Origin of the sequence: Streptomyces albospinus, from assembly GCF_014648695.1 — a bacterium.
Taxonomy (GTDB): Bacteria; Actinomycetota; Actinomycetes; order Streptomycetales; family Streptomycetaceae; genus Streptomyces; species Streptomyces albospinus.
The window spans coordinates 99,162-109,848 of sequence record NZ_BMRP01000002.1; the positions used below are offsets into that span (position 1 = coordinate 99,162).

General features: G+C 77.2%; 11 protein-coding genes. 1 reads left to right on the forward strand and 10 read right to left on the reverse strand.

All coding sequences use genetic code 11. The annotated features are described in order from the left end of the window. Window positions 1-216: 216 nt before the first annotated feature. From IEZ17_RS03815 to IEZ17_RS03830, 4 genes are read right to left on the reverse strand one after another with little or no spacing between them, the layout of a single operon-like run. The gene (locus IEZ17_RS03815; protein WP_189296374.1) at window positions 217-945 is read right to left on the reverse strand and encodes a class I SAM-dependent methyltransferase; all 729 of its coding nucleotides are present in this window, start codon (window positions 943-945) and stop codon (window positions 217-219) included. Further along, window positions 942-1,598 carry a TIGR04282 family arsenosugar biosynthesis glycosyltransferase gene (locus tag IEZ17_RS03820; RefSeq protein WP_189296376.1) on the reverse strand — a complete coding sequence of 219 codons (657 nt, stop codon included), beginning with the start codon at window positions 1,596-1,598 and terminating at the stop codon, window positions 942-944. The genes IEZ17_RS03815 and IEZ17_RS03820 overlap by 4 nt, the downstream gene beginning before the upstream one ends. Next, the gene (locus IEZ17_RS03825; RefSeq protein WP_189296378.1) at window positions 1,595-2,299 is read right to left on the reverse strand and encodes a glycosyltransferase family 2 protein; all 705 of its coding nucleotides are present in this window, start codon (window positions 2,297-2,299) and stop codon (window positions 1,595-1,597) included. The genes IEZ17_RS03820 and IEZ17_RS03825 overlap by 4 nt, the downstream gene beginning before the upstream one ends. Beyond that, a complete protein-coding gene (locus tag IEZ17_RS03830; RefSeq protein ID WP_189296380.1) occupies window positions 2,296-3,354 on the reverse strand; it encodes an NAD-dependent epimerase/dehydratase family protein in 1,059 nt (352 codons plus the stop codon). Before IEZ17_RS03830 ends, IEZ17_RS03825 begins: the two co-directional genes overlap by 4 nt. A gap of 351 nt (window positions 3,355-3,705) precedes the next feature. Here IEZ17_RS03830 and IEZ17_RS03835 point away from each other — a divergent pair, with 351 nt between their 5' ends. Next, window positions 3,706-4,728, forward strand: coding sequence for a PP2C family protein-serine/threonine phosphatase (locus IEZ17_RS03835; RefSeq protein WP_189296960.1), 1,023 nt, complete (start codon window positions 3,706-3,708; stop codon window positions 4,726-4,728). A 25-nt stretch (window positions 4,729-4,753) separates the two neighbouring features. Here IEZ17_RS03835 and IEZ17_RS03840 read toward each other — a convergent pair whose 3' ends face one another. The 6 genes from IEZ17_RS03840 to IEZ17_RS03865 all read right to left on the reverse strand — a co-directional run bounded on the left by IEZ17_RS03840 (window position 4,754) and on the right by IEZ17_RS03865 (window position 10,613). Then, complete coding sequence (locus IEZ17_RS03840) at window positions 4,754-5,965, reverse strand: 4-hydroxybenzoate 3-monooxygenase (protein WP_189296382.1); 1,212 nt, start codon at window positions 5,963-5,965, stop codon at window positions 4,754-4,756. Next, on the reverse strand, window positions 5,965-6,792 hold the full coding sequence (gene pcaD / locus IEZ17_RS03845; RefSeq protein ID WP_189296384.1) for a 3-oxoadipate enol-lactonase: 828 nt from the start codon (window positions 6,790-6,792) through the stop codon (window positions 5,965-5,967). The genes IEZ17_RS03840 and pcaD overlap by 1 nt, the downstream gene beginning before the upstream one ends. After that, complete coding sequence (pcaB, locus tag IEZ17_RS03850; protein WP_189296962.1) at window positions 6,789-8,225, reverse strand: 3-carboxy-cis,cis-muconate cycloisomerase; 1,437 nt, start codon at window positions 8,223-8,225, stop codon at window positions 6,789-6,791. The genes pcaD and pcaB overlap by 4 nt, the downstream gene beginning before the upstream one ends. 70 nt (window positions 8,226-8,295) lie before the next feature. After that, on the reverse strand, window positions 8,296-8,943 hold the full coding sequence (gene pcaG / locus IEZ17_RS03855) for a protocatechuate 3,4-dioxygenase subunit alpha (RefSeq protein ID WP_189296385.1): 648 nt from the start codon (window positions 8,941-8,943) through the stop codon (window positions 8,296-8,298). Next, window positions 8,943-9,767, reverse strand: coding sequence for a protocatechuate 3,4-dioxygenase subunit beta (gene pcaH / locus IEZ17_RS03860; RefSeq protein WP_189296387.1), 825 nt, complete (start codon window positions 9,765-9,767; stop codon window positions 8,943-8,945). The genes pcaG and pcaH overlap by 1 nt, the downstream gene beginning before the upstream one ends. A gap of 81 nt (window positions 9,768-9,848) precedes the next feature. Next, window positions 9,849-10,613: a CoA-transferase subunit beta gene (locus tag IEZ17_RS03865; RefSeq protein WP_189296964.1), complete on the reverse strand. Its 765-nt coding sequence runs from the start codon at window positions 10,611-10,613 to the stop codon at window positions 9,849-9,851. Between the last annotated feature and the right edge of the window lie 74 nt (window positions 10,614-10,687).

The following is a 10,687-nucleotide window of genomic DNA, read 5'->3' on the forward strand; positions in this document are numbered from 1 at the left end:
CCGGGTTCGTCCGGGTCCCGGCGGCGCTGTCCGGGCTGCTTCTCCTGGTGTGGTGGCCGCTCATCTCCACCGCGCCCGGCAGCCCCGCCGCGGTGCACTACACGCTGACGACGGGGCTGCCGGCCGAGGTGTTCCCGGCCCGCTGGCTGCTGGTCAGTGCGGCGCTGTTCGCGCGCTGGCCGCGCTGTGGCTGCTGGTCCGTACGCTGCGGACGGCTCAGCCGCGGCTGCGGGGGACGGCCGTACGGCTGTGGCGCAGGGCGACGAAGCAGCGGTCGGCGCCGGGGAGTTGAGCCCCGCCGGGCACGGTCCACTGCGCGGCGGGGGTCCACAGCTCCGGTGCCGCGTGCCGCAGCAGGGCGCGGGTGCCGACCCGGGCCCAGAGGAACGACTCGTCGGTGTGCGCGGGGTGGCCGGTGTGGCCGCCGGCGACCTGGACCCGGACGCGTTCGTCGATGTCCGCGGGGCTGGTCTCGACGATCAGCAGGCCGTGCGGGGCGAGCAGTTCGGCGGTGCGGGCGAGCAGGGCGCGCACATCGCCGCCGATGCCGATGTTGCCGTCGAGGAGCAGCGCGGTGCCCCATCTCCCCTCGTCGGGAAGGGGGTCGAAGACGGAGCGGCACAGGGCGGTGCCGCCGGCCGCGGTGGTGCGGGCGACGGCCGCGGCGCTCACGTCGATGCCGAGGACCCGGTGGCCCCGGTCGGCGAGCGCGGCGACCAGGCGTCCGGGGCCGCAGCCGATGTCCAGGACGGGGCCTTCGCAGCGACGCAGCGCGGAGAGGTCGGCGGTGTCCGCGCCGGCGCACCAGCGTTCCACCTCCAGCGGCAGCAGCCAGCCGTCGGTGCGGCGGAGGAAGAGCGGGCCGCGGCCGGTGCGCAGGGCATCGGCGTAGGGGCCGGCGCCCCACTCGGGGCCGGTGTCGCGGGAGACGGTGGGGGTGCTCATCGGCCGGCCTCCGGGGTCAGCCGGGCCAGGGTGGCGGCGAACCGGCCGCCGGGCGCGGCGGCGGCGACCGCTGCCGCGTCGGCCGGGGTGTCGACGTCGCGCAGCACGGGGAGTTCGCGGACCCGGAGTCCGGCGGCGGTGAGCCGGGCGCGCTGGACGGCGCCGGTGGTGGCGGTGGACATCGGGACGCCGCGCAGCAGCCGGGGGTCGGGGGCGGCCAGGCCGAGCGCCCAGAACCCGCCGTCCGCGGCGGCGCCGAACCAGGCGTCGCACTGCCGCCAGGCGTCGGGCGCGAGGGCGGGGGCGAGCAGCGCGGCGGTGACCTGGGGGGTGTCCATGCCGATGAGCAGGGCCGGTCCGGTGGTGGCGGCGAAGGCCGCGGCCAGGCGTTCGTCGAGGCCGCCGGTGCACTGGGGGCGGACGTCGAAGCCGGCCGGCAGCCAGCTGCCGGGGCGGCCGTCGAGGACGAGGACGCGGCGGCGGGCGGGCATGGCGCGGACGGCCCGGAGGGTGTCGTGGAGCGACGCTTCGGCCAGTTCGGCGGCCTGGGCGGGGGTGTAGGGCGGGGTGAGGCGGGTCTTGACGCGGCCGGGAAGGGGTTCCTTGGCGATGACGAGGATCGTCGTCGGAGCGGGCGCGGGGGCGGCGGTCATCGGGGGCTCCCTGCGTCGGGCACGGCCGGCGGCTGCCGCAGCACGGTGCGCATGTCGCGTACCGCGTGCCAGGTGCCGCGCCAGGTGCCGGTGACCTTGGAGCGGCCGGTGCGCGGCCGGTAGGGGACGTCGCGTTCGGTGACGCGCCAGCCGGCGTCGGCGGCCCGGACGACCATCTGGAGGGGGTAGCCGCTGCGGCGGTCGGTGAGGCCGAGGGCGAGCAGCGCGGTGCGCCGGGCGGCGCGCAGCGGGCCGAGGTCGTGCAGCCGCAGCCCGGTGCGGCGGTGCAGCATCCGGGCCAGCGCGAGGTTGCCGAGCCGGGCGTGCGCGGGCCAGGCGCCGCGGCCTTCGGGGCGCCGCCGGCCCAGCACCAGGTCGCTGTCGCCGTCGCATACGGCGCGGACGAACGGGACGAGCAGCCGGGGGTCCAGGGAGCCGTCGCAGTCGCAGAAGCAGACGACGTCGGCGTCGGCGGCCAGCAGTCCGGCGTGGCAGGCGGCGCCGAAGCCGCGGCGCGGTTCGCGCACGACGGTGGCGCCGAGGCGGCGGGCGATCTCCGCCGAACCGTCGGTGGAGCCGTTGTCGACGACGATCGCCCGCCAGCCGTCGGGGATGCGGGCCAGGACCCAGGGCAGTGCGGCGGCCTCGTCGAGGCAGGGCAGCACGACGTCCACGGGGGCCGGGGCGGGGTGCGCGGTCATCGCATCTCCTCACGGGCGAACTCGGCCATGCCGTCGGCGAAGCCGGTCGCGGCGCGCCAGCCGAGGTCGGCGGCGATCCGCTGCGAGGAGGCGGTGATGTGCCGGACGTCGCCGAGCCGGTACTCCCCGGTGACCACCGGGGGCGGGCCGCCGTAGGCGGTGGCCAGGGTGCGGGCCATCTCGCCGACGGTGTGCGGCTCCCCGCTGCCGGTGTTGTACGCGGTCAGGGTGCCCGCCGGCCGGTCCGGGAGGGCGGCCAGCGCCACCGCGTTGGCCGCGGCGACGTCCCGGACGTGGATGAAGTCGCGCCGCTGACCGCCGTCTTCGTAGAGGGTGGGGGCCTCGCCGCGGGCCAGCGCCGAGCGGAAGAAGGAGGCGACCCCGGCGTAGGGGGTGTCGCGCGGCATGCCGGGCCCGTAGACGTTGTGGTAGCGCAGGGCGAGCACCCGGCCGCCGGTGGCGCGCGCCCAGGAGGCGGCCAGGTGCTCCTGGGCGAGTTTGGTCGCCGCGTAGACGTTGCGCGGGTCGGTGGGCGCGTCCTCGCCGACGAGGCCGGGCCGGAGTTCCGCGCCGCAGCGCGGGCAGCGCGGCTCGAACCGGCCGGCGGCCAGGGCGGTTTCCGCGCGCGGGCCGGGGCGCACCGTCCCGTGGGCGGGGCAGTCGTAGCGTCCCTCCCCGTAGACCACCATCGAGCCGGCGAGCACGAGGCCGGGTACGCCGGCGGCGGCCATCGCGGCGAGCAGGACGGCGGTGCCGAGGTCGTTGCAGCCGACGTAGTCGGGGGCGTCCGCGAAGTCCTTGCCGAGGCCGACCATCGCGGCCTGGTGGCAGACCGCGTGCACGCCGCGCAGCGCCGCGTCGACGGCGGCGCGGTCGCGGACGTCGGCGACGATCCGGGGCACCGCGGCCCGGGTCGCGGGCGGTTTCCGGGGCGGTTCGGGGTGGGCGGAGGGCAGCAGCGCGTCGAGCACCACGGGCTCGTGGCCGCCGGCCAGCAGCGTTTCGACGATCTGCGATCCGATGAATCCGGCGCCGCCGGTGACCAGTACACGCATGCCGGTCACGCTAGGCGCGGCGGGGCCGTCCGGCGCGCGCCACGGCCGTCGTGTCACGGGTCCGTAAGATCCGGTGGCCCGCCGGGGGGCGTGCCGCCCGGCCGCTGCAATTCGATAACAGCGTCACAGGCGCCGTCGTTCGGCCCGGCAAATGTTGCATATGCTCAGGTCGGGGGCTCGGGGGTTGGTTTCGGACAGTCGAACGGACCGGCGGCCCGCTGCCCCGCGACCGATCGCCTCTCGCGTGCCGTCCCCACCGGCGTGTGAGCCGTCAGAACGCCGGAGTGGACCTTGGCCGTGCAGAAGGGGGAGCCGCGCGCCGGCTCCCGTGCGCTGTCCGCGCTCCCGTACATGGTCATGGCCGCGGTCAGCGCCGTGGACCTCATCGCCGGGCCGGGCGTCGGCTTCCTGCCGCTGGTGTCGCTGGGGCCCGCGTTCGCCGGGCTGGTCGGCGGCTGGCGGCGGACCGCGCTGGTCGGGCTGACCGCGTCCGTGCTCTGCGTCGGACTGGGCGTCCACAGCGGGCTGTTCGAGAGCCGGCGCGGGCTGACCGCGCTGCTGTCGGTGGCCGGAGTGACCGCGGCCGGTGTGGCCGCAGCGGTGATGCGGCAGCGCCGGGAGGCGGAGCTGGCCAGCGTGCGGTCGATCGCCGAGGTCGCCCAGCGGGTGCTGCTGCGGCCGGTGCCGCGCGGGGCGGGCCCGCTGCGGATCGCGGTCTCGTACACCTCGGCGGTGGCCGAGGCCCGGATCGGCGGCGACCTGTACGAGGTCGTGACCTCGCCGGCCGGTGTGCGGATCATCGTCGGGGACGTGCAGGGCAAGGGCCTGGAGGCGGTGGAGACCGCGGCGGTGGTGCTCGGCGCCTTCCGGGAGGCGGCGCACGACGAGCCGGATCTGCCGGCGGTGGGCGCGCGGGTCGAGCGTGCGCTGAACCGGCATCTGTCCGGTGAGCGCTTCGTCACCGCGGTCCTCGCCGAGATCGGCGACGGCCCGGACGCGACCCTGCTGAACTTCGGCCACCCCTCGCCGCTGGTGGTCCGCCCCGAGGGCGGGGTCGGCTACGCGGCCCCGCCGGAGCGCGCGCTGCCGCTCGGCCTGATGGACCACGGCCCGGAGGCACCGCTGCCGTACCGGATCCCGTTCGCCCCCGGCGACCAGTTGCTCTTCTACACCGACGGGGTCAGCGAGGCCCGGGACGGCGCCGGCTGGTTCTACCCCCTCGACGCGCGCGCCGATCTGCTGAAGGACCCCGACCCGGAAGCCGCGCTGCAAGCGGTCCGCGAGGATGTCGTCGACCATGCGGAGGGGCCGCTCCACGACGACGCGGCGATGCTCCTGGTGCGGTACCGCCACGGCCACCTGGAGGCGTCGTAGCCACCGCCGCGCCGGGCGCTTCCGGTCAGGGCAGCGGCAGTCCCGTGTAGTTCTCGGCGAGTTCCGCGGCGGCGTGCCGGGAGCCGGCGATGCGGTCGAGCTGGGAGAGCTGGAGCCGGGTGTCGAAGGGGCTCTGGTCAGGTGGGGTGTGCAGGGTCGTCGTCATGAAGTACGAGAAGTGCTCGGCGCGCCAGACCCGGCGCAGGCAGGTGTCCGAGTAGGCGTCCAGGAGGTCCGTCGCGCCGGTGCCGTAGACCTGGGTGAGGGCGCGTGCCAGGACGGTGACGTCGGCGACGGCGAGGTTGAGTCCCTTGGCTCCGGTGGGCGGCACGATGTGTGCCGCGTCGCCCGCCAGCAGGACCCGGCCCCAGCGCATCGGTTCGGTGACCGAGCTGCGCATGGGGAGGACGGCCTTGGCGGTGAGCGGGCCGCGGGCCGGCTTCCAGGAGGTGTCGTCGACGGCGGCGCGGGCCTCCAGTTCGTTCCAGATGCGGTCGTCGGGCCAGTGCGCGGGGTCGGTGCCGTTGGGGACCTGGAGGTAGAGCCGGCTGACGGTCGGGGTGCGCATGCTGAACAGGGCGAAGCCGCGGTCCGAGTGCGCGTAGATCAGTTCGTCGGAGGACGGCGGGGCGTCGGCGAGCACGCCCAGCCAGGAGTACGGGTAGCCGCGCTCGTAGGTGCGGCGTGCGGCGTCCGGGATCGCCTCCCGGGCCACGCCGTGGAAGCCGTCGCAGCCGACGACGTAGTCGCAGCCGAGCGTGTGCTCGCGGCCGTCGTGGCGGTAGCGGATGGCCGGCCGTGCGGTGTCGGCGCCGGTGACGGCGAGCGCCCGCGCGCCGAACAGCAGCGGTGCGCCGCCGGCGAGCTGAAGCTCTATCAGGTCCTTGACGATCTCCGTCTGGGCGTAGACCGTCACCCGCCGCCCGCCGGTCAGCGCCGGGAAGTCGAGCCGGTGCGCCCGCCGGTCGTAGCGCAGTTCGATGCCGTCGTGGACCATCCCCTCGCGGTCCAGCCGCTCCCCCGCGCCGCAGGCGCGCAGCACGTCGACGGTGCCCTGTTCGAGGATGCCGGCGCGCTGCCGCGCCTCGACGTATCCGCGGTCGCGGCTCTCCAGGACGACGCAGCCGATCCCGGCCCGGTGCAGCAGCCGGGCGAGCAGCAGCCCGGCCGGGCCGCCGCCGATGATGCCGACCGCGGTGCGGGACGGGGGCGGGGTGGGCTGGTGGGTGCGGGGCATCAGTGGTCCGTTCCGGGGGCGGGGTGGGCGCAGTCGAGGTGGCCGAGGAGCGCTGTGAGGACCGCGCCGGGGCGCTCGGCGGCGGCGAGGTGGGCGGCGCCGGGGAGTTCGACGAGGGTGGCGCCGGGGATGCCGTCGGTGAGTTCGCGGGCGTGCGCGGGCGGGGTGGCCGGGTCGGCGCGGCCGGCGACGACGAGGGTGGGGGCGGTGATCCGGGGCAGGTCGGCGCGGAGGTCGTAGCGGGCGAGGGCGTCGCAGCAGGCCGCGTATCCGTCGGGCGAGACGCTGCGGCGCAGCGCGTCGAGCAGGGCGGTGGCCTCGGGCGAGGCGGCGAAGGCCGGGGTGAACCAGCGTCCGGCGGCGGCCTCGGCGACCGGGCCGAGGCCCTCGGCCCGTACCAGCGCGGCCCGTTCGTGCCAGCCGGTCGGTTCGCCGAACCGCGCGGAGGAGCAGATCAGCGCGAGCGAGGCGATCCGCTCGGGGTGGTGGACGGCGAGCCAGGCGCCCACCGCGCCGCCGAGCGAGACGCCCGCGTAGGCGAAGCGGTCGAGGCCGCGGGCGTCGGCGAGGTCGAGGACGAGGCGGGCCAGTTCGGGGACGGTGGTGGTGGTGCCGGCGGCGGCGAGGACGCCGGTGGGGGTGCCGCCGTGGCCCGGGAGGTCCCAGCGCAGGACGCGGAACCGGCGGGCCAGGACGGGGAGTAGGGGGTCCCAGAGGGCGAGGGTGGTGCCCACGGAGGGGCCGAGGACGAGGAGCGGGGCGCCATCGGGCCCGTCGGCGGTGTGGTGCAGCGCGGTGCGGCGGGCGGCGGGCGGTACCGGCGTCATACGGGCTCCTGCGGGGCGTGCGGGGAGGGCTGGGGGGTGCGCCGGAGGGCGCGGTCGACGAGGGCCCCGGCGGATCCCAAGTAGCCGGTGGGATCGAGGAGTTCACGGAGGCGGGGCCCGGTGAGGGCGGCGGCGCCGGACCCGGTCGCCGGGTCCGCGGCGAGGGCCGCGCACAGCGCGTCGGACAGCGGAATGCCGTCCTCCGCCGCGCGGCGGGCCGCCGCGTCCACGGTGCGGCGGGCCGCGGCGCGGCCGGTCAGGGCGGCGAGGGCCGCGACGAGGCGTTCGGAGACGACCAGCCCGCCGGTCGCGTCGAGGTTGTCCCGCATACGGGACGGGCGGACCCGCAGCCCCGCGGTCAACCCGGCCGCGTCCCGGGCCGCGCCGCCCACCAGGCGCAGCGCCTCGCGCAGCGGCTGCCACTCGGCGTGCCAGGCCCCGGCCGGCCGCTCGTCCTCGGCGGCCAGCGACCCGTACAGCACCGCGGCGAGCGCCGGCACCTGCCGGGCGGCGCTCGCGATCAGCGTGGCGCGCACGGGGTTGGCCTTGTGCGGCATCGCGGAGGAGCCGCCGCCGCTGCCCTCGGCCAGCTCGCCGATCTCCGTACGGGAGAGGACCAGGACGTCGGCCGCCAGCTTGCCGAGCGCGCCCGCGGTGAAGGCGAGCGCGCCGGCGAGGTCGGCGACGGGGGTGCGCAGGGTGTGCCAGGGCAGGGCGGGTGGGGCGAGCCCGGTCTCGGCGGCGTAGCGGGCGAGGAGCCGGACGCCGGGGTCGTCGGCGCTCGGCGCACCGTCCGCCTCGGCGTAGGCGTGGAACGCCGCCAACGTGCCGGCGGCGCCGCCCAGTTGGACGGGCAGCGCGGCCCGCACCGCGGCGAGCCGGTCCCGGGCGTCGAGGACCAGGCCGCGCCAGCCCGCCGCCTTGAGGCCGAAGGTGGTCGGCACCGCGTGCTGGGTGAGGGTGCGGCCGGCCATCGGCGTGTCGCGGTGGGCGGCGGCGGTGCGGTGCAGCGTGTCGGCGGTGCGGTCGAGGTCGGCCAGCACGGTGTCCAGGGCGCGGGCGCAGACCAGCATCGTGGCGGTGTCCAGGATGTCCTGGCTGGTGGCGCCGCGGTGGACGTGGCCGGCGGCTTCCGGGTCGCGGGCGGCGACGGCGGCGGTCAGGTCCGCGACGAGCGGCACCACCGGGTTGCCGGCGGCGCGGGCGCGCACGGCGAGCGCCCGCGGTGCGTGGCGGTGGTGCTCGGCGGCGACCGCGGTGACGGTCGCCGCCGCGGTCGCCGGGGCGAGCCCGAGGGCCGCCTGGGCGCGGGTCAGTGCGGCCTCGGCGTCGAGCAGGGCGCGCAGATACGCGGCGTCGCCGGTCGCCGCCGCGACGGCGGAGCCGGCCCAGGAGGGGGTGAGCAGGCCGTGATCGGCCGCACCGGCACCCACATTTGACGTGGCATCAGCATCCTCGTCCCGCTGACGCACCCCGCCCGCCGCCCCTGGCGCCCCGGGCACCTCATCGGAAGTCAAGGAACACCGTCTCCTCGTACCTGCCGTCGGCCGGCTGCTGGAGCTGGATATCGAACCGGTAGCGGTACGGGACCGGGCCGTCGGGGCGGGCGAGGAGGGTGCGGGCACGCGCCTGGGGCAGCCGGGACAGCAGGGGGTCGGCGGCGTGGGCCGCGGTGTGTTCGGGGAAGTAGACGCGGGTGAACAGGTGGTGCAGCAGCCCGCGGGCGAAGACGCAGAGGGCCAGGTAGGGCGCGGCGTCCGGGCGCCCGGCGGGGGCGGTGGCGGGCAGGGTGCGCAGCGCATAGCGCCCGTCGGCGTCGGTGGGGACGCGGCCGAAGCCGGTGAAGTCCACGCCGTTGCGGCCGATGACCGCGCCGGTGGCCGGGTCCCGGCGCAGCGAGCCGGGGGCGCCGGTCAGGCTGCCGTCGGGGCCGGCCTGCCAGAACTCCAGCAGCGCGTCCGGCACCGGCGCGCCGTCCCCGTCGCGCACCAGGCCGTGCAGGGTGACCGTGTCGGGGTGGCCGGTGGGCGCGATCCGCTCACCGCCGGGGAAGGGGAGGGCGTAGCCGTAGAAGGGGCCGATGGTCTGGGAGGGGGTCGGGTCGAGCGGTACGGCGGGCGCCGCCGCGGGGCCTTCGGGGCGGGTGGGCATCAGCGGCCCTCCTCGGTCCAGGTGGCGGACGGGCCGTCCAGGACGACGTCCCAGCGGTAGCCCAGGGAGTGTTCGGGGCGGGAGAGTCCGTGGTCGTAGACGGCGACCAGGCGGGCGCGGGCGGCGGGGTCGGTGACCGACGCCAGGATCGGGTCGTAGGGGAAGAGCGGGTCGCCCGGGAAGTACATCTGGGTGACCAGCCGTTGGGTGAAGGCCGAGCCGAAGAACGAGAAGTGGATGTGCGCCGGGCGCCAGGCGTTGTCGTGGTTGCGCCATGGATAGGCGCCGGGCTTGACGGTGGTGAAGGCGTACCGCCCGTCGTCGTCGGTCAGGCAGCGGCCGACGCCGGTGAAGTGCGGGTCGAGCGGGGCCGGGTGCTGGTCGCGCTGGTGGGCGTACCGGCCGGAGGCGTTGGCCTGCCAGATCTCGACGAGCTGGCCGCGTACCGGGCGGCCGGTGCGGTCCAGGACGCGGCCGGTGACGGTGATGCGTTCGCCCAGCGGCTCCCCGGTGTGCTGCCGGGTGAGGTCGGCGTCGAGTGCGGTGACGTCCGTGACGCCGAAGACGGGGCCGCTCAGCTCCACGGCCTCCGGGTCGGCCAGGGCGTCGATCGCGACCGGCGGCTGCCGGGGGTGGCGGGGTGTGCTGCTCCGGTAGGGCGGATAGTCCCGGGCGGGCTGCCCGGGGTCCGGGCCGCCGGCGGCGCCGTCCGCGTCGGCGGCGGCCCGCAGGGCGGCGATCTCGCGGCTGATGGCGGCCTGGGTGGCGAGCGGCGGGGCCGTCGGGGAGACGGGGACGGCGCCGAGCGGGGCGGGGTGGGTCATGGGTTCCCTCTCCGTGCGGGGGTGCCTCTCCATGTGGGGGTGCCTCTCCATGTGGGGTACGGACGGGGATGCGGGCGGCGGCTACCTCGGGGCGGTGGCGTCGGCCGGGGGACCGCCCGGCCCGGAAGCCGCCTTCAGGGCGCGCAGGGCGGCGAGTTCGGCGGCGGTGGGCGGGTCGGTCGCACCGAGGTCGGGGGCTTCCTTGAGCGGCCAGCCGGTGGCCTCCCGGACCTGATCGACCGTCACCCCGGGGTGCAGCGCGCTGAGGACGAGTTCCGCGGTGTCCGGATCGGGGCGCAGCACGCCGAGGTCGGTGATCACCGCGGTCGGTCCGGCGCCGGGCATCCCGAGCGCCGCGCGGTCCCCGGGGCCGCTCCCGTGCCCCAGAGTCGTGACGAAGTCCAGCGCGCCGACGAAGTTCCGGCGGCGGTGCCTCAGGACCATCAGCACCCGCCCGCAGTTGGCGGCGATCTCGGGCGCGCCGCCGGCCCCCGGGAGCCGCCCCTCGGGCCTGTCCGGGCCGCGATCGACGACGGTGGTGTTGATGTTGCCGAACCGGTCGACCTGTGCGGCGCCGAGGAAGCCGACGTCGATCCGGCCGCCCTGGAGCCAGTAGTTGAACATCTCCGGCACGGAGACCACCGCGTCCGCGGTGTCGGCCAGTTCGCCGTCCCCGATGGACAGCGGCAGCCGGTCCGGCCTGGACCCGATGGTGCCGGACTCGTAGACCAGCACCAGATCCGGATTGACGGTCCGGCGGGCGAGGTTGGCGGCAGTACTGGGCAGCCCGATCCCGACGAAGCAGGTACCGGCCCCGGCGAGCGCCCGCGCCGCGTTGACCTCCATCAGCTCGTCGGGGGTGCAGGCGGGGGCGGCCGGGCCGGGGGCGGCCGGGCCGGGGGCGGCCGGGCCGGGGGCGG